We start from the raw sequence: 21118 nt of genomic DNA, 5'->3' as shown, positions 1-21118 counted from the left end.
TGCGGATCGAGGACAACATGGAGTCGATCTCCCGGGCGATCAACTCCTCGCTGCAGTTGTCCAAGCGCGGCGGCGGCGTGGCGTTGCTGCTGAGCAACATTCGCGAGTACGGGGCCCCGATCAAGAAGATCGAGAACCAGTCCTCCGGGGTGATCCCGGTGATGAAGCTGTTGGAGGACTCCTTCTCCTACGCCAACCAGCTCGGGGCCCGCCAGGGCGCAGGGGCGGTGTATCTGCACGCCCACCACCCCGACATCATGCGATTCCTGGACACCAAGCGGGAGAACGCCGACGAGAAGATCCGGATCAAGACCCTCTCCCTCGGCGTGGTGATCCCGGACATCACCTTCGAGCTGGCGAAGAAGAACGAGGACATGTACCTGTTCTCGCCCTATGACGTGGAGCGGGTGTACGGCAAGCCGTTCGCCGAGATCAACGTCACCGAGGAGTACGCAAACTCGTCGACGACGGCCGGATCCGCAAGAAGAAGATCAAGGCCCGTGAGTTCTTCCAGACCCTGGCCGAGATCCAGTTCGAGTCCGGTTACCCCTACATCATGTTCGAGGACACGGTGAACAAGGCGAACCCGATCGCCGGCAAGATCACCCACTCCAACCTGTGCAGCGAGATCCTGCAGGTCTCCACCGCGTCCACCTACCACGAGGACCTGTCCTACGCCCACGTCGGCAAAGACATCTCCTGCAACCTGGGTTCGTTGAACATCGCGATGGCGATGGACTCCCCGAACTTCGGCAAGACCGTGGGAACGGCGATCAGGGCCCTGACCGCGGTGTCGGACCAGACCCACATCAACTCGGTGCCCTCGATCGAGTTGGGCAACAACGAATCCCACGCCATCGGCCTGGGCCAGATGAACCTGCACGGCTACCTGGCACGGGAGCGGATCCACTACGGCTCGGAGGAGGGGGTGGACTTCACCAACATCTACTTCTACACCGTGGCCTTCCACGCGATCACCGAGTCCAACAAACTGGCGATCGAGCGCGGCCAGGCGTTCAAGGGCTTCCCCGACTCCACCTATGCCTCCGGGGAGTACTTCGACAAGTACACCGACCAGGCGTGGGAGCCGGCCACCGAGCGCGTGCGTCAACTCTTCACCGAGGCCGGGGTGCACATCCCGACCCAGGACGACTGGCGCGAACTCAAGGCTACGGTGATGGCCCACGGGATCTACAACCAGAACCTGCAGGCAGTGCCCCCGACCGGGTCGATCTCCTACATCAACAACGCCACCTCCTCGATCCACCCGATCGCCGCGCCGGTGGAGATCCGCAAGGAGGGCAAGATCGGGCGGGTCTACTACCCGGCCCCGCACATGACCAACGACAACGTCGAGTACTTCGCCGATGCCTACGAGGTCGGCTACGAGAAGATCATCGACACCTACGCCGCGGCCACCCAGCACGTGGACCAGGGCCTGTCCCTGACGGTTCTTCAAGGACTCCGTCACCACCCGGGACCTGAACCGCGCGCAGATCTACGCCTGGCGCAAGGGGATCAAGACCTTGTACTACATCCGGTTGCGTCAGATGGCGCTGACCGGCACCGAGGTGGAGGGCTGCGTCAGTTGCACGCTGTGACCACCTGACCCGTGACCAGCGGTGAGTGGCCGACGCACTCGGCCACCCGCCGTCGGGCCCCACACCCCACACGACCCACACCCGAAGGCGACGAAGGAACCCCAGATGACGATCGAGCAGCCGGCCGGACCGCCGGCAGGGACGGCCTGATCACGATGGCCGGCATCGTCTACTTCTCCTCGGTGTCCAACAACACCCACCGGTTCGTGCAACGACTGGGGGTGCCGGCGCTGCGCATTCCGCTACGCCCCACCGATGAGTTCCTGCACGTGGGGGACACCGAGTACATCCTCATCACGCCCACCTACGGGCACGGGACCCAGCGCGGGGCCGTGCCCAAGCAGGTCATCAAGTTCCTCAACGACGAGCACAACCGCTCCCTGTGCCGCGGTGTGGTCTCGGGTGGCAACACCAACTTCGGCGCCGGATTCTGCATCGCCGGCGACATCATCGCCCGCAAGTTGGGCGTGCCGCACTTGCACCGATTCGAACTGCTCGGCACCCCATCGGACATCGACGCCGTTCACCAAGCATTGGAGACAACCCTTGAGCACGCTTACGCCTGAGTCCTCCACCCTCAGCGACAATCCGCTCATCAGCCCGATCCACGCGATCAACTGGAACCGGGTCGAGGACCCCAAGGACCTGGAGGTCTGGGAGCGGCTGACGTCGAACTTCTGGCTGCCGGAGAAGGTGCCGCTGTCCAACGACATCCAGTCCTGGGCCACCCTGACCGATGACGAGAAGGCGATGACCACCCGGGTGCTGACCGGGTTGACGTTGCTGGACACCATCCAGGGCACCCAGGGTGCGGTCAGCCTGATCCCCGATGTGATCACCCCACGCACGAGGAGGCGGTGCTGTCCAACATCGTGTTCATGGAGCAGGTGCACGCGAAGAGCTACTCCTCGATCTTCTCCACCCTGATCTCCACCAACGAGATCGATGCCGCGTTCCGCTGGTCGGTGGAGAACGAGCACCTGCAGCGCAAGGCCCAGACGATCGTGGCGCACTACCGGGGCGCCGACCCGTACAAGCGCAAGATCGCTTCGGTGATGCTGGAGTCGTTCCTGTTCTACTCCGGCTTCTACGCCCCGATGTACTGGTCCTCCCGGGCAAAGCTCACCAACACCGCCGATCTCATCCGGTTGATCATCCGTGATGAGGCCGTGCACGGGTACTACATCGGGTACAAGTACCAGAAGAACCTGGAGCGGCTCTCGGCCGACCATCAGGATGAACTGAAGGGCTACACCTTCGAGATGCTCCAGGACCTGTTCGAGGTCGAGGAGGCCTACACCCGGGATCTGTACGATCCGCTGGGTCTGTCCGAGGACGTCATGGCCTTCTTCATGCGATACAACGCCAACAAGACCCTGATGAACCTGGGCTACGAGGCGCTGTTCCCGGCCGACGCCACCGCGGTGAACCCGGCGATCCTGTCCGCGCTGTCCCCGAACGCCGATGAGAACCACGACTTCTTCTCCGGCTCCGGGTCCTCCTACGTGATCGGCAAGGCCGAGGAAACCGAGGACGACGACTGGGACTTCTAGACCCGGATTGTCCGGACTGGGCGTAGGCCGGTCCGGGCAATCCGTTCCACCCGCCGCGGGCGGTGATGGCGCAAGGGGAAGTGTGCCGTCGCCGCCCGCGGTGTTTCTCATGACTGATGCAGGGCTCACCGCAGTGCGCGCTCAGCCAGCAGCGATTCGCGGTGATGCCGCGACCGTGGTGGCGTCGCGTGGCAGTACCGGTGTGGCAAGGGGCATCCACGGAACCACAGCCTTGGTCATGCTGATCGGCGCCCGGAGGTGAACCCTTAGTGGCGGTCGGCGTACCGCGCGGCAAGTTCGCCGCCGCTCGCCGCTGGAGGGCCTCGCGCAGTGATGGCGGGCTGAGGACATCAGCCGCGGTGTCCAGTTGCCAGATGGCCCATACCGCGTGTCGGAGATCCTCGAAGGTCACGTGAAGGCGGACCCAGCCGTCTGCTTCTGGTTCCTCGGCTCGGACGGCGCGTGCGGTGTTCAGCAGTTCCTCCCGTCGTGCGGGCTCAACCCTAACCAGCACAGGGATGTGGTCCTCGGATAAGAACTGCGCGCTACGTTCGGCCCAGATTCGGTCCAGGTCGACCTGAGCAGGACGCTGGGCGAGTTCCGGAAGTTCTTTTGCCGTCAGCATCCGGGTCAGGCGGTAGGTGCGATCTTCTCCATCCTTGGTGGCCAGCAGGTAGGTGCGGTCGCGGACGGTGACCAGGCCGATCGGGTCAACGGTGTGCCAGCGCGGCTCCTTGTTTGGCGCGGCGTAGTGGAAGCGGAGTCTGTGACCTGTCAGCACCGCGTGGCGAACCTCGGCTCGGCCTCACGTCCTTGGCGACATCCTCGGTGACCAGCCGCCGGGAGAGCAGGTCGGATTCGGGTTCGACGAGGAACCGCTTCGCGGCGTCGTCGAGGTTGGCTCGGTGGCCTTCGGGCAGCGCGTCGACCACCTTGCGCATCGCGGACGCAAGCGCGGTGCTCAGGCCGAAGACCTTTTCGCCGCGGCCCGACCCGGCGGTGAGCAGCGCGAGTGCTTCATCGTGGTTCAGGCCTGTCAGTTCGGTCCGGAAACCCGGGAGCAGGGAGAAGCCTCCGTGGCGGCCGCGATCGGCGTAGACCGGAACGCCGGCTGTGGACAGCGCCTCGATGTCGCGCAGCACCGTGCGTGAGGACACTTCGAGTTCGCCGGCGAGCTCGTCTGCGGTCATCCGACCTCGCTGGCGCAGCAACAGCACCAGCGAGACCAGGCGATCGGCGCGCATAGCGTCATTCTGACCGAAAAACATGACATGAGGTGTCGTGATTCCTTGGAAGGCTGGTTTGGCGGGCGTCAAGGACGGCGGCTACCCAGCCGCCGGCGCACGCAGTCGCAACGATTGGAGTGGCAATGGAACGAACAGCAGTGAACCCGGTGACGTGGTCGCAGGAGATGGGGTTCAATCAGGGTGAGGTCGTCTCCGGGGATACCCGCACCCTGTACATTTCGGGGCAGACCGCGATGAGCAAGGATGGTCGGCCCGAGCACGACGGGGATATCGCGGCCCAACTCGCGTTGGCTGTGGACAACCTCGAAGCGGTGCTCACCGAGGCCTCCATGTCCCTGGCGAACCTCGTCCGCCTCAACGTGTACACCACCGACGTGGACGCCTTGTTCCCGCACTACGGCGTGCTCGCCGGGAAACTCGGAGCTGCAGGAGTCGCCCCCACGACCACCATGCTCGGGGTGACCCGTCTCGCTATCCCCGGCCAGATGGTCGAACTCGAAGGAACTGCGGTCGCGTAAGGCGTCCGTGCCACTCCTGCTGCTCGTGCCGATCTGGACGGCACGAGCAGCAGGCAGAGGGGGAACCACAGATGCCCTCAATCATGGGCCGCAAGCCGACTACCATCGGCCGGCCGTACCGGAAAGGACGTCGGCCAGGCGCGCCAGGTTCAGTTGCCAACCCTCCCCGTGCCCGGCTGCCTCCTCGGCATCGGCCAGGCGGGAGTGGGTCAGTACCAGCCTGGTGCCGCCGGACTCGGCGATGAGTTCGACCCGGATGTGGGAGGCGGGTAGGTCCTCGTGATCCCAGGACCAGTCCAACTCGATCAGCTCCTGTGGGCGCAGCGTCAGCCAGGTGCCGCGCACGGTGTAACTCGGGCCCATCCGGATGGCGTAGGCGCCGCCGGGCTCGGCGACTCCCTCCACCTGGACCTGGTGGGAGGGGTTCGGGCTGATCCACCGGGCGAGGAATAGGGGGTCGGTCCAGGCGGCGAAGAGCTGCTGCGGCGGGACGTTGAAGGAGCGTTCGACGACGACACTGTCGTGGGGTGCGCGGGTGTTCATGGGTTCTCCTCGGGTGGGTGGTCCGCACTCGTGGTGTGAATGGTCGCGGATCCGGCGATTTCGTCGTCCAGGCGCGCGAGCGCCTCGGTCCAGAACCGATGCTGTCGGTCGGCCCAGGACGCGACGTCCTCGAGCGCGTGTGTCTGCAGGGCGCAGTGCACGTGGCGCCCGGTGCGCTCCCGTTGGATCAGCCCGGCCGCTTCGAGCACGGCCAGATGCTTGGTGATCGCCGGCAGGGACATCTGATGAGGCACCGCCAACTCACCGACCGTCGCCGGCCCCCGGGCCAGGCGCTCCACGATGGCGCACCGGGTGGGATCACCCAGTGCGCGAAACCTGGCGTGCATCGCCACCGACTCCACCATGATAGTTAACCAAGAAGTTAACAATGTGTGCAAGGGTTGCCCGGGTGGACCATGCGAAGACCCCGTGACTCCTGCCACTTCCGAACCCGTCGGCGCCGCTGGGAACATGGGGGTCATGACCGACACCCCCCACGCCTCCGCACCTGCGAAGCCCGAGCAGCCCCTCCGTCCCCTGGTGGGACCGGCGTTGATCGGCGTGTGCGTCCTGCACACAGTGGTCGGTGTGGTGGGCGCCGGGTCTGAACTGACCGACGCCGCGCGGGAGGGGTGGGCGGGTGCCTTCACCGGCGACCGGGCGGTGGTCCAGTGGTTCCTGATGACCGGGTTGGTGGGCCTGGTAGCCGGGGTCGCGATCACGGTGATCGAGCGTGCCGGGCCCCTACCGTGGTCGGTGAGCGGCACCCTGCTGGTGGTCGCCCTGATCGGGGTGAGCATGGCGCCCACGTCCGGCTTCGTACTCGTGGGGTTGGTAGGGCTGCTCGCGGTCATCCGGTCCGCACGGACCGGGCGGCGCCGGGGCGCGTGAGGATCTCCCAACCCGACTCATGATGGCCTGACGTTCATCCAGGAACCCCCACCCCCAGCCCCCCGGCCACCCCCCGCCCTCCCGTCGAAGCCAGCATTAATCGGCTAAAGCGACGGTTGAGCCGACTGATGCTGGCTTCGGCGACCGCTTTGCGGCCGGCAACGGGATGGCAGGTCATTTCGCCGCTGACGAGGTCCCAGCGGGACCAATCCTGTTGCACCCGGCCGGCCCCGGAGGCGAGGGTGGACGGCATGAGCACCCCCACCGTCCCGCACACCCCCGAGGAGATCACCGCACTCGCCCGCCGGCACGGTCTCGCGATCGTCGCGGACTCGATCCGGCTGAACGAAGCCGGGCTGGACTACCGCGTGGCCTATGCGAACGCCGATGACGGCGAGCGCTGGATCCTACGCATACCGCGCCGGTCGGGGATGGGGAAGTCCATCAGTGCCGAGGCTGCCGTCCTGGCAGTGGTGGGGCAACATCTCGACGTGGCGGTCCCGCAGTGGCAGGTCGCGAACGAGGAGTTGGTCGCCTACCCGGAACTGCCGGGCGCACCCGCCCTGACGATCGACGACGGCGAACCGACCTTCCACGTCGACGTCGCCTCCCGCACGTATGCGGTCGAGTTCGGTCGTTTGGCCGCCGCGCTGCAAGCAATCCCACGAGGGGCTCTGACCGAGGCAGAGGTTCAGGACACCACCCCGGAACAGGTCCGCGCCAAGCATCGGGCGGACCTGGAGCAGGTCGCCACCGCGTTCCGCGTTGCCGATGACCTCCTGGCGCGCTGGCACGCCTGGCTCGACACCGACTCCTACTGGCCGGAGTGGACCGCCTTCACCCACGGAGAGTTGTATCAGGCGCACGTCCTGGTCGATCAGCAGCACCGGATCACCGGGGTGCTCGATTGGACCACTGCGGGAATCGGGGACCCGGCGTCGGATCTGATGATGCAGAAGATGACCGCACCGGCGCAGACCTTCGAGGAGACGATGCGCGCCTTCACCGAGGCCGGCGGGCACACCTGGCCCCGGCTGGAGGATCACTGTGTGGAGATGCAGTCCTTCTTCCCGGTCGGATATGGCCTGTATGCCCTCACCACCGGCGATCCGGAGCACGCTGCCGCCGCACAGGCGGGCCTGAACCCGCCGACGGAGGGCTGAAGACCGCCTCAACCGGGTGCGATGATGAACCACATGTGGCCGGTGCTGTCTGCGACCGCGGGCACGGCGCTGGCCGCGTTCGTGCTCTGGTCGCGGGCGGGTCGAACCGACCGCGCTCGCTGGTGGGCCCACCGCGGCGATGGGAGCACCCTGGATGAGCGGATGGTGCTGTTCTTCCTGCCCGGCATCGCGATGGTGCTGGTGGCGCTGGGCCCCTTGATCGAGTACAGCGAGTTCGACCGGTCCGGCCAGTGGCGCCTGGCGTTCGCCCCCGTGGTGATGCTGGGGTTGGCCGCCACGATGTGGGGCGGCCTGCAACTGTACGTGCCGCGCTGGTACCTGCCGGCCTGGCTGCGAGCGCGCCGTCCGCCCCGGCGCCCGCGCAAACCGCGCTGATCCGCATCCCTGGCTCAGGTGCTCGCGCGGACCACCAGTTCCACCGCATCGTCACCGACTTCGGCCCCGCGCCGTCGATGATGTCCAGCAGCAGCGTGACCATCTCGGTGCTGATCTGGGCGAACGGCTGGTGCATCGTGGTCAGCGGCGGATCGAGGGTGCCCGCCATGCCGGAGTCGTCGAAGCCTCCCACCGCCACGTCGTCGGGCACCACCTTTCCGGCTTTGCGCAGCGTGGTCAGTGCCCCGGCGGCCATCAGGTCCGAGGCGGCGAAGACCGCATCCAGGTCCGGGGCCTGCTGCAGCAACCGGGCCATCGCCGCCGAACCGGACTCGGCCGAGTAGTCCCCGTGGGCCACCAGTGCCTCATCGAAGTCTTCGCCCAGTTCCTCGGTGTAGCCGGCCAGGCGGAACTTGCCGCCGGGGGTGTCCAGCGGGCCGGTGATGGTGGCGATCCGTCGTCGTCCCCGCTCGCGCAGGTGGCGCACCATGGCCCGGGCGCCGCCCGCCTCGTCGACGGCCACCGAGGGCACCCGGCCCTCCGCCCCAGAGTGGCACTCCGCAGGCCACCATCGGGACGTTGAGCGCCAGCAGCGAGTCCAGCAGCGGCTCCTGCTCATGGGAGGAGATCAGCAGCACTCCGTCCACGTGTCCGGCCCCCACGTACTGTGCCACGTGCTCGCGCTCGGCATCTGTGGAGGCCACCAGCAGCACCAGCGTCATGCCGCGGCTGGACAGGGTCTCGGCGGCGCCGCGCAGCAGCACCGAGAACGTCGGGTCGGTGAACAACAATTGCTGTGGCTCGGTGAGCAGGAACGTCACCGAGTTCGACCGGCCGGTGACCAGGCTGCGAGCGTGTTGGTTCGCCCGGTAGCCGGTCACCCGGATGGCCCGCTCCACCGCCGCCCGGGCTTGCGGGGAGACCCAGTGCCCGCCGTTGATCACGCGCGACACGGTGCCTCGGGAGACGCCGGCCTCGGCGGCGACGTCGCGAATGGTAGGACGACGATGCACGGTCACAGAAGGGACTTTAGACCCGTTCCGACCTGCGGTTCAGACAAAACTCACCTAGTGAGACTGTGCACGGTCACAGTTTGATTACGGCGCCATATCCAAGGGTTACATTCCCTCCGATCGCCGGTAGGCTGTGCACGATCCCAGTTGCCGCCGGCGCCGCTGATTTCTCCATGGCCCGGTGACCCCGAGTTGATGGAGCGTGCATGATCACCAGCCCGTGGGAGGGCGTCCCGACGGTGGCTTTCGGCGGGGACTACAACCCCGAGCAGTGGCCGCGGGAGGTCTGGGAGGACGATGTCGCCCTGATGCGCCAAGCCGGGGTGAACATGGTCAGCCTGGGGATGTTCTCCTGGGTGTTCATGGAGCCGGAGGAGGGGGTCTTCGACTTCGGTTGGCTCGACGATCTGCTGGACCTGCTGCACGCCGGGGGTATCTCGGTGGATCTGGCCACACCGACCGCCTCCCCGCCGGCATGGTTCTACCACGCCTACCCCCAGGCCCGGGTGCGCACCCGTGACGGAGTGCCACTGCCACTGGGTCCGGGCTCACGTGGGATGGCCTCACCCAACTCCCCGGAGTATCGCACCGCCGCGGTGCGCATCGCCACCGAGCTGGCCAAACGGTACGCCGACCACCCGGCGGTGGTGATGTGGCACGTGCACAACGAGTACGGAGCCCCGGTGGGGGAGGACTTCTCCGACAATGCCGCCCGGGAGTTCCGCCTCTGGCTGCAACGCCGCTACACCGACCTGGACGGACTGAACGAGGCCTGGGGCACCGCGTTCTGGGGCCAGGCCTACTCCGACTGGTCCCACGTCAACCCGCCCGGCCCCACGCCATCGGTGCCCAACCCCTCCCAGAGCCTGGACTTCGCCCGGTTCACCGACCACCAGTTGCGCCAGTGCTACATCGCCGAGCGCGACGCGATCCGGGCGCACGCACGCCAACCGATCACCACCAACTTCATGGCGAACGAATGCCCCACCACGGACCTGTTCGCCTGGGCCAAGGAAGTGGACATCGTCTCCAACGACCACTACCTGACCGCAGCCGACCCGCAGGGCCACATCGGTCTGGCCCTGGCCGCGGACCTGACCCGCTCGGTGGGTGGCGGCAAGCCATGGATCATGATGGAGCACTCCACCTCCGCGGTGAACTGGCAGCCCCGCAACGTGGCCAAGCGACCCGGTGAGATGGCCCGCAACTCCCTGGGCCACCTGGCCCGCGGGGCCGACGCGATCTGCTTCTTCCAGTGGCGCGCCTCCCGCTTCGGCGCGGAGAAGTTCCACTCCGCGATGCTCCCGCATGCCGGCACCGACTCCCGGACCTGGCGCGAGGTGCGCGGGCTCGGCACCACGCTGGGCGAGGTGGGCGAGATCGCCGGCTCCACCGTGCGCGCCCAGGCCGCGATCCTGTGGGACACCGAGTCGCACTGGGCCCAGTCCCTCCAGTGGCGCCCGAGCGTGGACGTGGACGCCAAGGAGCGCATCCGCGCCTACTACGAACGCCTCTGGCGCGACGGGATCACCACCGACTTCGCCCACCCGGAGTCCGATCTGAGCGCCTACAGACTCGTGGTGGCCCCGGCCTCCTACCTGCTCACCGACGCGGCAGCGGCGAATCTGACCCGTTACGTCGCCCAAGGCGGCACACTGGTCGTGTCGTTCTTCTCCGGAGTGGTCGATGAGCACGACGCGGTCCACGAGGGCGGGTTCGGTACACCGTTGCGGGAGGCATTGGGGGTCAGCGTGGAGGAGTTCCTGCCGATGCGTTCCGGTGAGCGGGCTGCGCTCAGCTGGCCCGAACCGGACGGCGGTGTGCGCGAACTGCCCGTGGACACCTGGCAGGAAGCGGTCATCACCCACGGCGCGCAGGTGCTGGCCACCTTCGCCAGCGGCCCGGCGGCCGAGCCCGGCTACTTCCAGGACCGTGACGCCGGCGCCGGTACCCCGGCCGCCGCAGCGCCCGACGGCGACTCCGCACCCGGCAGCGCCGGTGGCGCCGCCGCAGGGGACGGCCGGGCAGGCACCGAGGCGGCCAGCCACGGCATGCCGGCGATCACCCGGCACAGCCACGGCTCCGGCACCGGCTGGTACGTGGCGACCAAACTGGACGTGGAGCACCTGGCCCCGGTCCTGGGTGCCGCCTACGCGGACGCCGGACTGTCGCCGTCGACCCTTCCCGAGCAGGTGGAAGTGGTGCGCCGGCACGGTAGCGGCAGCGACTACGTCGTCATCCTCAACCACTCCCACGTCGGGGCCACCGTGCCGTTCGAGTCCGGTGCGCATGATCTGCTCACCGATGCCCCGTTGTCCGGTCCGCTGGACCTACCCGCCGGCGGTCACGCCGTCGTGCGCGTCCCCGTTCCCGACTCACCCGAGGTCGACTGACCCCCGGGTGCCCCTCCATCCCCTACCCGCCACGGCCCGTCACCGGACCGGCCCGGCTTTCACAAGTGAAGGAATGATCACATGCGCAGAACAGCAATCCCGATCGCGATGCTCGCCTCGGCGGCCCTACTGGTGGGCTGCGGCAACGGCGACACGAACGGTGAGCCGGCCGAACCCGAGGAGACCGAAGCCCCGGTCGAGGAGGAAACCGAGGAAGAAGAGGCTCCGGCCGCCGACGGTTCCCTGCTCATCTGGGTGGATGAGAACCGCCAGCCGGCCGTGGAGTCCGCTGCCGCCTCCTTCACCGATGAGACCGGCATCGAGGTGGAACTCGTGGTGAAGAACTTCGAGGACATCCGCGCCGACTTCCTGGCCCAGGTTCCCACCGGGGAGGGCCCCGACATCACCGTCGGCGCCCACGACTGGCTCGGGTCCTTCATCGTCAACGGTGTGGTGGACTCGGTCGACCTGGCCGGCAACGAGGGCCAGTTCGAGGACGTCGCGATCGAGGGCTTCAGCTATGACGGCCAGCTCTACGGCCTGCCCTACGCCCTGGAGGCCATCGCCCTGATCCGCAACACCGAACTGGCCCCGGACCCGGTCCCGGCGGACTTCGACGAGATGATCGAGCTGGGCCGTGAGATCGGCACCAACTACCCGTTCGTGATCAACACCGGCGGGGCCGACGGCGACGCCTACAACTACTACGCCATGCAGACCTCCTTCGGGGCCCCGGTGTTCGAGCAGAACCCCGACGGCTCCTACACCAATGAGGTGGGCATGGGCGGTGACGGCGGCTACGCCTTCGCCGAGTGGCTCGGTGAGCGCGCCGACGAGGGAGTCTTCTCCACCGACTGGACCTACGACATCGCGGTGCAGGAGTTCGCCGACGGCAACGCCCCGTTCACCATCAACGGCCCGTGGGCGATCGCCGACTTCACCGGCGCTGGTGTGGACGTGGCCGTGGACCCGATCCCCTCGGCCGGCGGCGAGACCGCCGCGCCGTTCGTGGGCGTGCAGGGCTTCTACGTCTCGGCACAGAGCGAGAACGCCCTGGTGGCCAACGACTTCCTGGTCAACTTCATCGCAACCCCGGAGGCGATGACGGCGCTGCACGAGGCCGACCCGCGCATCCCGGCCTTCACCGGTGGCCGAGCAGGTCGCCGAGGATGAGGTCGTGGCCGGCTTCCTGGCCTCCTCCCAGAACGGTGCGCCGATGCCCTCCATCCCGGAGATGGCTGAGGTGTGGGACCACTGGAACGCCGCTCAGGCCGCGATCATCTCCGGGTCCGATGACCCCGAGGTGGCCTGGGAGCGGATGCTGACCAACCTCGAGGACACCCTCGGCTGATCAGACCACCCGCCGGGCCGGCACCACCACCCGCACGCCGGCCCGGCGGGCCCTTCCCTTTAGCGCCCCGTAACGGAGACGTCGATGTCCCAGTTTTCCCAGCCCCCCACCGCGGGGGCGCCGCCCGGTGAGACCGTACCCGAGCCACCGGGGCCCGCCTCGTCGAAGGTGCGCACGGCCCACGCCAAGGAGTGGAACTCCCCGGTGGGGTACGCGGTGAAACTGGCCCTGATGGCGTTGGTGAACGCCTTCGGGGTCTACCTGCTCTGGTCCGCCTACACCGAGGGCTCCTGGGGGATCTTCACCGGTTCGCTCATCCTGGTGGTGGCGGCGAACTGGGTCTACTTCTCCCGCCGCACGCTGCCGCTGAAGTACATCGCGCCCGGCCTGGTATTCCTCATCGTGTTCCAGTTGTTCACGATGGTCTACACCGGGTACGTGGCCTTCACCAACTACGGCACCGGCCACAACGCCACCAAGGCCCAGGCCGTGGACGCCCTGCTGATCCAGGACGAGCGGCGGGCGCCGGAGTCCCCCTCCTACCCCCTGACCGTGTTGGAGGCCGACGGCGAACTCGGCTTCGCCATCTACGACGACGGCGTGGCCCGGGTGGGCACGGCCGAGGAACCCCTGGCGGAGGAGCCGGAGGCCACCGTCACCGACGAGCGGGTGACGGCGGTACCGGGCTGGGAGGTGGTGGAGCGAGCCCGGATCCTCAGTGAACTGCAGAACGAGGTGGTGGCGCTGCGGGTGCCGGTCTCACAGGAGGCCACCGACGGGTCGATCCGCCGCACCCGGACGACGGTTCCACCGGCGCGGTCTACACCTCGGTGCTGGACTGGGATCCCGATGCCGACGTCATGACCAACACCGAGACCGGTGTGGCCTACACCCCCAACGACCGGGGTCAGTTCCAGGCCGAGGACGGATCGGTGCTGCCGGTGGGCTGGCGAGTGGGGGTGGGGTTCGAGAACTTCACCACCGCCTTCACCGACACCAACTACTCCGGCCCGTTCGTGAAGATCCTGGCCTGGACCTTCTCCTTCGCGGTGCTGACCGTGCTGAGCAGCTTCCTGATGGGGCTGGTGCTGGCGGCGATCTTCGACGACACCCGGATCCGCGGCCGCAGGGTGTGGCGGACGTTGTTCATCCTGCCCTACGCCTTCCCGGCGTTCCTGTCCGCCCTGCTGTGGCGGGGAATGCTGAACTCCAACCCCGACTACGGGATCATCAACCAGATCTTCTTCTTCGGCACCCGGGTGGAGTGGCTCACCGACCCGTGGCTGGCCAAACTGGCGATCCTGGGGGTGAACCTGTGGCTGAGTTTCCCGTACTGGCTATTGGTCTGTACCGGGGCGTTGCAGTCACTGCCCAGTGACGTGACCGAAGCGGCCACGTTGGACGGGGCCGGCCGGTTGCGCACCTGGCGCTCGGTGCTGCTGCCGTTGCTGCTGATCTCCACCGCGCCACTGCTGATCGCCTCGTTCGCGTTCAGTTTCAACAACTTCACGCTGATCTACATGCTCACCGGCGGTGGTCCCAGGTTCACCGACACCACCGCCGTGCTGGGCCACACCGACATCCTGATCACGATGGTCTACCAGATCTCCGGCGTGGCCGGCGGGCGCGCTGACTTCGGTCTGGCCAGTGCGCTGTCGATCGTGATCTTCCTGATTGTGGGAGGCATCTCCGCCCTGGCCTTCCGGCAGACCCGCAAGCTCGAGGAGATCATGTGATGTCCACTCCTTCGATTTCTCGTGAAAGACCGCTCGGCTCCGGCCGGGGCAGGGGTGCGGATTCGACCCCGACCGGCCCGCGGCGCGCGCGGTGGTGGGCCGAGGTCGGCTGGAAGTACCCGCTGGGCGCGATCGTGGTGTTCTACGCCGCGTTCCCGCTGGTGTACGTGCTCTCCGCCGCGGTGGCCACCACCGGCACCCTGACCGGGTCCACCTCGTTGTTCACCACCTTCACCCTGGACAACTTCACCGCGCTGGGTGGGACCCGGTTCTGGGATTGGGCCGTCAACAGCCTGATCATCGGCGTCTCGGTGGCCCTCGGCTCGGTGCTGATGGGGGCCGCGGCGGCCTATGCCTTCTCCCGGTTCTCCTTCACCGGCCGGCGGCTCTCCCTGACTATGTTGCTGATCGCGCAGATGTTCCCGCAGATGCTGGCGTTCGTGGCGATCTTCCTGCTGCTGATCGGGCTGGGCAGGGTGGTACCGCAACTGGGGCTGAACTCGCTCGTCGCGCTGATCTGTGTGTACCTGGGCGGTGCCCTGGGCTCGAACACCTTCCTGATGTACGGGTTCTTCAACACCATCCCCAGGGACCTGGACGAGGCCGCCAAGATCGACGGCGCCACCCATTCCCAGACCTACTGGAGCATCATCCTGCGCCTGGCCACCCCGATCCTGGCGGTGGTGGCGCTGCTGAGTTTCATCGCCACGTTCGGGGAGTTCATCCTGGCCCGGATCATCCTGACCTCCGAGGGCAACTGGACCCTCGCGGTGGGGATGTACACCTGGGTCTCGGAGCAACTCAACGCCAACTGGGGCCTGTTCGCCGCCGGTGCGGTGATCGCGGCCCTGCCGGTGCTGCTGCTGTTCCTGTTCCTGCAGAAGTACATCGTGGGCGGGCTGACCGCCGGCTCCGTGAAGGGTTGATCGCCCACCCCGTCAAAGGCTGATCGCACACCCCGTGCTCCGGCCTTCCGGCTCAGAACATCGACGTTCAACAGAAGGGATCGATCGTGGCTCACCTCGATCGCGAATCATCTGACCCCACCCGACTCCGGGGCGTGGCCGTCCTGGCCGCGGCGGGCGCCCTGCTCGCAGCACCCCTGGCCGCCGGTGCCGCGGCTCCCCCGGGGACGGCCGCCGCCGCGCCCACGAGCACCTCGGTGGCCCCACCGGCCGCGACCTCCCAGGATGGACCGGTGGAGTCCACCATTCACGTCGACCCCGTCGCCGGCCTGCCCGAGGACTTCATCAACGGCGTGGACATCTCCTCGATCCTGTCCCTGGAGGAGTCCGGCGTGACCTTCCATGACGCAGCCGGGGCCGGTGCCGACATCTTCGAACTCCTCGCCGCGCACGATGTGAACTACGTGCGGATTCGGGTCTGGAACGACCCCTTCGATGCCGATGGCAACGGCTACGGCGGTGGCAACGTCGGCGTCGACCGCGCCATCACGATCGGCCAGCGGGCCACGGCCGCGGGCATGCGCGTGCTGGTGAACTTCCACTACTCCGACTTCTGGGCCGACCCGGCCAAGCAGATGGCGCCCAAGGCCTGGCAGGGCTTCGACGGTGACGTGGAGCAAACCGCCGCGGCGGTGCACGACTTCACCACCGGGGCCCTCGAGGCGTTCGAGGAAGCCGGTGTGGACGTCGGCATGGTGCAGGTCGGCAATGAGACCAACAACGGCGTCGCTGGCGTCACCGGCCTGGACAACCTCGCCCGGGTCCTTGCCGCCGGAGCCGAGGCCACCCGGCAGGTGCTGCCCGATGCCCTGATCGCGGTGCACTTCACCAACCCCGAGACCGAGGGCCGCTATGCGGCAGCGGCTGCGGCACTGCAGGCGGCGGACGTGGACTACGACGTCTTCGCCAGCTCCTACTACTCCTTCTGGCACGGCAGCCTGACCAACCTCACCAACGTGCTGAACGAGATCCGCACCGAGTACGGCAAGGACGTACTCGTCGTCGAGACCTCCTGGGCCTACACCCCCGACGACGGCGACGGTCACCCGAACTCGGTCAACTCCGACACCTACGACTACCCGCTCACCGAACAGGGTCAGGCCGATGCGATCCGCGACGTGATCGAGGCAACCGTGAACGCTCAGGGGATCGGCGTCTTCTACTGGGAACCGGCCTGGCTGCCGGTGGGCCCGCCCGATCAGTGGGAGGCCAACGCCGCACTGTGGGAGGCCCACGGTTCGGGCTGGGCCACCAGTCACGCCAGCGACTACGACCCCGCCGACGCCGGCCAGTACTACGGCGGCACCTCCTGGGACAACCAGGCCCTGTTCGACTTCGACGGCCACCCGCTGGAGACCCTGAACATCTTCACCTACGCCCGCACCGGCGCCACCGCACCCAGGGAGGTCACCGCCGTCGAGCCGGTGGAACTCATCATCGGCGTCGGTGATCCGGTCGAACTGCCCGAGACGGTGCGCGTGCGGTTCAACGACCGCAGCACCGAGGACCAGGGCGTCACCTGGGCAGACGCCTCCCACATCGCCGGCCCGGGTACCTACACGGTCGAGGGCACCACCGAGACCGGGTTGTCGGTGACCGCCACGGTGATCGTGGAACTGGTCAACTACGTGCTCAACCCCAGCTTCGAGGACCCCGACACCTCGATGTGGATCATCGAGGGCACCGGGGCGCAGATCACCGGGACGTCCAACACCAACGCCGGCGAGCGGGCGGTGGACTTCTGGCACGGCAGCGACTACACCTTCACCATCACCCAGCACCTCCGGGACCTACCGCCCGGGCGGTACGCCCTCTCGGCGGTCACCCAGGGCGATGCCGCCGCCGGCGCGGAGATGACCCTGTCCGCGACCACCTCCGCCGGGGAGTGGAGCGAGCCGCTGGAACTGGTCGGGTGGCAGAACTACCGCACCACCGCGGTGGAAGGGATCGAGGTATCCGACGACGGCGAGGCCACCATCCAGGCATCGTTCAGTCTGCCCGGGGGTGCGTGGGGAACCTTCGACGACGTGCGGCTGGTCCCTGCCGACGCCGAGGAGGGACCGGCCGATCCGCTCGAGGCGGTCATCGCGTTGCGGGATGCGCTGGCGGAGTACCGGGCCGCCGGGGCGGTCGATGGCCCGATCGCACACCGGTTGACGAACGCCACGAACCAGGCTCAGCAGCACCTGGAGAGCGGGCGGACAGAGCCCGCAGAGCAGGCGCTGACCCGGCTCATCCGGCACCTGGACAGTCCGAAGCCACCCGACACCCTGACCGAGGAGGCGAGGGTCGACCTGCGTGGGCGGGCCGTGGCGATCCTGGACCTGCTCTGAGCGCGGGCAACGCCGCTGGGCTACCTAGCCTGGCGGTGTGCCGAGCAGGGGTAGCAGGTCGGGCACGGCGCGCAGGTCGGTCTGGATGATCAATGTGGTCAGCGCGGTCTCGGACCAGGTGCGTAACTGGCTGCGCACCTGGTCCGGGGTTCCGACCAGGCCCACGTCCTGGACCAGTTCCAGCGGGATCGCCGCTGCCGCTCCGGCCTTGTCGCCGTCGGCGTAGCGGCGCTGCACCTCATCGCACTCGGCCTCATAGCCCATCCGGGCGATGGCCTGGCGGTGGAAGTTCGTGCTCTCCGAGCCCATGCCGCCGATGTACAGCGCCAGGTGCGGGCGTACCCGGTCCGCGGCGGCCTCGGCGTCACCGGCGATCGAGACCGGCACCGAGGCGCTCACCTCGAACTCCTCGGCCGGGCGCAGGTCACCGGCGCGCCGGGCGAACCCGGTGGCCAGCAACTCGGTGTACTCATCATTCAGCCGTGGGGAGAAGAACGCGGGTAACCACCCGTCGGCGATCTCGGCGGCCAGTGCGGTGTTCTTCGGTCCCTGGGCCGCCAGGTGGATCGGCAGGTCCGCGCGCAGCGGGTGCACGGTGGAGCGCAGCGCCTTGCCCTGCCCCGTTCCGCCGGGATGGGGGAGCTGGTAGTGAGCGCCGTCGAGGGTCACCGGTGCCTCGCGGCGCAGCACCTGCCGCACGATATCCACGTACTCCCGGGTGCGCTCCAGGGGGCGGGGGTACGGCTGGCCGTACCAGCCCTCCACCACCTGCGGGCCGGAAGCGCCCACCCCGAGGATGAACCGCCCGCCACTGAGGTGGTCCAGCGTCAGCGCCGCCATCGCGGTGGCCGTGGGGGTGCGCGCGGACATCTGCGCGATGGCGGTCCCCAAGCGGACCCTGGAGGTCGCCGCTCCCCACCAGGCCAGCGGCGTGAACGCATCGGAACCGTAGGCCTCCGCGGTCCACACCGAATCGAGTCCGGCGTCATCGGCAGCCCGCACCGCTTCCGCCGCACCCTCCGGTGGGCCGGCCGACCAATATCCCAGATGCACTCCGAATCGCATCTACCCATCCTGCCGCACGCGGGCGGCCGGTAGCGTTCCGATCTCCGAGCCCGAGCCCGAGCCCGACTGAGCGTGACTAAAGCGTTGACCGCCGTTCATCTACTTGAATAAGGTTCAAGTCCGGCGAGAGGTGACCCAGATGGCCCAGCAGGAGTTCTCACCGCAGGCGGCCCGCCAGCAGGCTGCCCGAATCGGTACCCGGGTTCGCTCGGCGGCCCGGTGGCACGGGTGGATGTGGTTGACGATCGCGATCCTCACGCCCACATTCCTGCTGGGAACCGGGCGGGAGGATCTTCCGCGATCGATCCAGTTCTGGATCGCCGTCGGGTTCGGACTGGTTGGTGCGGTCCTGACCGTGTGGGAAGCCAGGCGCGGGGTGGTCGGACGGCAGGCCGCCCGGGTGGATCGGCCGATGACGTGGGCTTACGTGGTGCTGATGATGGTGGCCATCGGGTTCACCTTCATCGGCGCCCAGAACTCCCCGTGGTTCATCCCGCTTGCCCTGGCTCCCAGCATCCCGTGCCTGCTCGCAGCCTGGCGGGTCCTGCGAGCATGACCGTCCAGCATCCCCGCCACGAACTCGACGACCTCATCCACGCACCCGTCCGGCTCTCGATGGTCGCCGCGCTCGCGGCTGCGGACTCGATCGACTTCCGCACCCTGCGCGACCTGGTCCAGGTCAGCGACTCGTTGCACTCCAGCACATCACCACACTGGAGGAGGCCGGGTACCTCGCGGTGCGGAAGGGGTATGAGGGCAGGCGGGGACGTACCTGGCTGTCCCTCACCCCGGCCGGCGTGGCCGCCTACCGGCGCTACCTGGAGGTGCTGACCTCCATCACCACGGCCTGACGCGAGGCCGCATCATCGGCGGCGCCTTGCGCTACCTCGAGGTGGCGATGGCGGCAGCCACGTCCGCGACGATCCAGGCCGGCGAGGCCCCGCCGGGGATGATGCCCTGATCGGCCGCGACCCGCAGCCGCAACTGATCCGGCGCCAGGCCGAGCAGGGGAGCGGGGTACTGGGGCCCGGAACCCTCCTCGGCCGCCGGCGCCAGGTCACCGTCCGCCCAGACGATCAGGTGCAGCGCCCCGGCCAACCCCTCCGCGGCCACCAGCTCCACCCGATCGACCGCGAAGCCGGCCCGCTCGGCACTGATCCGCGCGACCGCCTGGCCGTACCAGTCCTCCTCCGCACCGACCTCGCCATGGATCAGGGTGAGCGGTGCGCGCTCGGGGGATGCGCCGTCGTCGGCCGCGCCGGTTCCGGCGGCCGTGTCTTCCAGCGCGCCGCTTCCGACGCCTGTGCCGGCCAGCGCGCCCAGCGTCCCGTCGGGCAGCACCGGCACGATGGTGAGCCGCTCGACGGTGCCGGGCTCGGGGTGAGCAGAGATCTGGCGGTAGCGCATCAGGCTTCCACGTGCGGGAGGACCTCGTCGGCGATGAGCGCGATGTGCTCGAGGTCGGACAGATCCATGATCTGCAGGTAGAAGCGCTCGGCACCGACGGCGGCGAAGGCGCGGATGCGCTCGATCACCTCCGGGACGGTCCCGGCCAGGCCGTTCTCCCGCAACTCCGCCGGTTCGCGACCGATCGCCCCGGCCCGGCGGGTGAACTCGGCCTCATCACGGCCCACCACGGTGATCAGCGCGGTGGAGTAGACCAGGTCGTCGGGGTCCCGGCCGGCGTCGGTGCAGGGCGGCGCGGACCCGGCCGTACGTCTCCGGCAGGTCGGCCAGCTTCGGGAAGCCTGCGTTGTACTCGGTGCCGAAGCGGGCCGCCAGCGCCGGGGTGCGCCGGGGTCCGCCGCCACCGATGATCACCGGCATCGGGGACTGCACCGGCTTGGGCAGGGCGGGGGAGTCGGAGATCTGGTAGTGCTCGCCGTCGAAGTTGTACCGCTGACCGACCGGGGTCTGCCACAGCCCGGTGATCAGTTCGAGTTGCTCGGTGAGCAGACCGAAGCGTCTGGCTGGGAACGGGATCGCGTAGGCGCTGTGCTCCTCCGCGTACCAACCGGTGCCCAGACCCAGTTCCACCCGGCCTCCGGACATCGCGTCCACTTGTGCCACCTGGATGGCCAGCACCCCGGGGTAGCGGAACGTGGCCGAGGAGACCAGGGTGCCCAGGCGGATCGAGGAGGTCTCCCTGGCCAGGCCGGCCAGCGTGGTCCAGGCGTCGGTGGGGCCAGGCAGTCCGTCACCCTTGCCCATGGCCATGTAGTGGTCGGAGCGGAAGAACCCGTTGAAGCCCAGACGCTCGGCGGTGCGGGCCATGTCGAGTTGGTCGGCGTAGGAGGCGCCTTGCTGGGGCTCGATGAAGATGCGGAAGTCCATGGTGTACCACCCTGCC

The 21118-nt window shown here is 68.1% G+C and carries 19 protein-coding genes and 5 pseudogenes; 16 read left to right on the top strand and 8 right to left on the bottom strand.

Going from position 1 to position 21118, the window contains the following annotated elements; translation table 11 throughout:
• The first annotated feature begins 17 nt into the window (after positions 1-17).
• The 3 genes and pseudogenes from nrdE (at position 18) to nrdF (ending at position 3154) form a co-directional block, all read left to right on the top strand.
• Positions 18-1609, top strand: a pseudogene (nrdE, locus tag ACRRRO_RS07020) (class 1b ribonucleoside-diphosphate reductase subunit alpha).
• A 3-nt stretch (positions 1610-1612) separates the two neighbouring features.
• Positions 1613-2167, top strand: coding sequence for a class Ib ribonucleoside-diphosphate reductase assembly flavoprotein NrdI (nrdI, locus tag ACRRRO_RS07015; protein WP_434081293.1), 555 nt, complete (start codon positions 1613-1615; stop codon positions 2165-2167).
• A gap of 28 nt (positions 2168-2195) precedes the next feature.
• Positions 2196-3154: pseudogene (gene nrdF / locus ACRRRO_RS07010) on the top strand (class 1b ribonucleoside-diphosphate reductase subunit beta).
• Between the two features lie 358 nt (positions 3155-3512).
• Here nrdF and ACRRRO_RS07005 read toward each other — a convergent pair.
• Together ACRRRO_RS07005 and ACRRRO_RS07000 are read right to left on the bottom strand one after the other, a co-directional pair.
• Positions 3513-3935: pseudogene (locus ACRRRO_RS07005) on the bottom strand (WYL domain-containing protein); the annotation flags it as partial.
• On the bottom strand, positions 3865-4398 hold the full coding sequence (locus ACRRRO_RS07000) for a helix-turn-helix transcriptional regulator (protein ID WP_434081292.1): 534 nt from the start codon (positions 4396-4398) through the stop codon (positions 3865-3867). The gene ACRRRO_RS07000 and the pseudogene ACRRRO_RS07005, both read right to left, overlap by 71 nt.
• Before the next feature lie 125 nt (positions 4399-4523).
• Here ACRRRO_RS07000 and ACRRRO_RS06995 point away from each other — a divergent pair, with 125 nt between their 5' ends.
• Complete coding sequence (locus ACRRRO_RS06995) at positions 4524-4919, top strand: RidA family protein (RefSeq protein WP_424795655.1); 396 nt, start codon at positions 4524-4526, stop codon at positions 4917-4919.
• Positions 4920-5018: 99 nt separating this feature from the next.
• Here ACRRRO_RS06995 and ACRRRO_RS06990 read toward each other — a convergent pair whose 3' ends face one another.
• Complete coding sequence (locus ACRRRO_RS06990) at positions 5019-5462, bottom strand: SRPBCC family protein (RefSeq protein ID WP_424795656.1); 444 nt, start codon at positions 5460-5462, stop codon at positions 5019-5021.
• Positions 5459-5827: an ArsR/SmtB family transcription factor gene (locus ACRRRO_RS06985; RefSeq protein WP_424795657.1), complete on the bottom strand. Its 369-nt coding sequence runs from the start codon at positions 5825-5827 to the stop codon at positions 5459-5461. Before ACRRRO_RS06985 ends, ACRRRO_RS06990 begins: the two co-directional genes overlap by 4 nt.
• 115 nt (positions 5828-5942) lie before the next feature.
• Here ACRRRO_RS06985 and ACRRRO_RS06980 point away from each other — a divergent pair, with 115 nt between their 5' ends.
• From ACRRRO_RS06980 to ACRRRO_RS06970, 3 genes are all read left to right on the top strand, one after another.
• On the top strand, positions 5943-6353 hold the full coding sequence (locus tag ACRRRO_RS06980) for a DUF6463 family protein (RefSeq protein WP_424795658.1): 411 nt from the start codon (positions 5943-5945) through the stop codon (positions 6351-6353).
• A 251-nt stretch (positions 6354-6604) separates the two neighbouring features.
• The gene (locus ACRRRO_RS06975; protein ID WP_424795659.1) at positions 6605-7516 is read left to right on the top strand and encodes a macrolide 2'-phosphotransferase; all 912 of its coding nucleotides are present in this window, start codon (positions 6605-6607) and stop codon (positions 7514-7516) included.
• A 42-nt stretch (positions 7517-7558) separates the two neighbouring features.
• Complete coding sequence (locus ACRRRO_RS06970) at positions 7559-7912, top strand: hypothetical protein (RefSeq protein ID WP_434081291.1); 354 nt, start codon at positions 7559-7561, stop codon at positions 7910-7912.
• Between the two features lie 14 nt (positions 7913-7926).
• On the opposite strand, the pseudogene ACRRRO_RS06965 reads toward ACRRRO_RS06970, so the two are convergent.
• Positions 7927-8931, bottom strand: a pseudogene (locus tag ACRRRO_RS06965) (LacI family DNA-binding transcriptional regulator).
• 200 nt (positions 8932-9131) lie between these two features.
• Here ACRRRO_RS06965 and ACRRRO_RS06960 point away from each other — a divergent pair.
• From ACRRRO_RS06960 to ACRRRO_RS06930, 7 genes are all read left to right on the top strand, one after another.
• Positions 9132-11318, top strand: coding sequence for a beta-galactosidase (locus tag ACRRRO_RS06960; RefSeq protein ID WP_434081290.1), 2187 nt, complete (start codon positions 9132-9134; stop codon positions 11316-11318).
• 81 nt (positions 11319-11399) lie between these two features.
• Positions 11400-12491, top strand: a complete 1092-nt coding sequence (locus ACRRRO_RS06955) for a sugar ABC transporter substrate-binding protein (protein ID WP_434081289.1) — start codon at positions 11400-11402, stop codon at positions 12489-12491.
• Positions 12466-12669 carry a hypothetical protein gene (locus ACRRRO_RS06950; RefSeq protein WP_434081288.1) on the top strand — a complete coding sequence of 68 codons (204 nt, stop codon included), beginning with the start codon at positions 12466-12468 and terminating at the stop codon, positions 12667-12669. The genes ACRRRO_RS06955 and ACRRRO_RS06950 overlap by 26 nt, the downstream gene beginning before the upstream one ends.
• An 84-nt stretch (positions 12670-12753) precedes the next feature.
• Entirely contained in the window at positions 12754-13533 is a 780-nt protein-coding gene (locus tag ACRRRO_RS06945) for a hypothetical protein (protein WP_434081287.1), read from the top strand.
• Entirely contained in the window at positions 13500-14405 is a 906-nt protein-coding gene (locus ACRRRO_RS06940) for an ABC transporter permease subunit (RefSeq protein WP_434081286.1), read from the top strand. The genes ACRRRO_RS06945 and ACRRRO_RS06940 overlap by 34 nt, the downstream gene beginning before the upstream one ends.
• On the top strand, positions 14405-15331 hold the full coding sequence (locus ACRRRO_RS06935; RefSeq protein ID WP_424787163.1) for a sugar ABC transporter permease: 927 nt from the start codon (positions 14405-14407) through the stop codon (positions 15329-15331). Before ACRRRO_RS06940 ends, ACRRRO_RS06935 begins: the two co-directional genes overlap by 1 nt.
• An 86-nt stretch (positions 15332-15417) precedes the next feature.
• On the top strand, positions 15418-17703 hold the full coding sequence (locus ACRRRO_RS06930) for a glycosyl hydrolase 53 family protein (protein ID WP_424795663.1): 2286 nt from the start codon (positions 15418-15420) through the stop codon (positions 17701-17703).
• A gap of 24 nt (positions 17704-17727) precedes the next feature.
• On the opposite strand, the gene ACRRRO_RS06925 is transcribed toward ACRRRO_RS06930, so the two are convergent.
• Positions 17728-18768 carry an LLM class F420-dependent oxidoreductase gene (locus ACRRRO_RS06925; protein ID WP_424795664.1) on the bottom strand — a complete coding sequence of 347 codons (1041 nt, stop codon included), beginning with the start codon at positions 18766-18768 and terminating at the stop codon, positions 17728-17730.
• A 139-nt stretch (positions 18769-18907) separates the two neighbouring features.
• Here ACRRRO_RS06925 and ACRRRO_RS06920 point away from each other — a divergent pair, with 139 nt between their 5' ends.
• Complete coding sequence (locus ACRRRO_RS06920) at positions 18908-19324, top strand: hypothetical protein (protein WP_424795665.1); 417 nt, start codon at positions 18908-18910, stop codon at positions 19322-19324.
• Between the two features lie 181 nt (positions 19325-19505).
• Complete coding sequence (locus tag ACRRRO_RS06915) at positions 19506-19619, top strand: hypothetical protein (protein WP_434081285.1); 114 nt, start codon at positions 19506-19508, stop codon at positions 19617-19619.
• A 31-nt stretch (positions 19620-19650) separates the two neighbouring features.
• On the opposite strand, the gene ACRRRO_RS06910 is transcribed toward ACRRRO_RS06915, so the two are convergent.
• Entirely contained in the window at positions 19651-20175 is a 525-nt protein-coding gene (locus ACRRRO_RS06910; protein WP_424795667.1) for a hypothetical protein, read from the bottom strand.
• Positions 20175-21102, bottom strand: a pseudogene (locus tag ACRRRO_RS06905) (LLM class F420-dependent oxidoreductase). Before ACRRRO_RS06905 ends, ACRRRO_RS06910 begins: the two are co-directional and overlap by 1 nt.
• Between the last annotated feature and the right edge of the window lie 16 nt (positions 21103-21118).

This window comes from Sanguibacter sp. Z1732, from assembly GCF_051020515.1.
Taxonomy (GTDB): Bacteria; Actinomycetota; Actinomycetes; order Actinomycetales; family Beutenbergiaceae; genus CALKWS01.
This window is presented reverse-complemented; position numbering and strand designations above follow the sequence as displayed.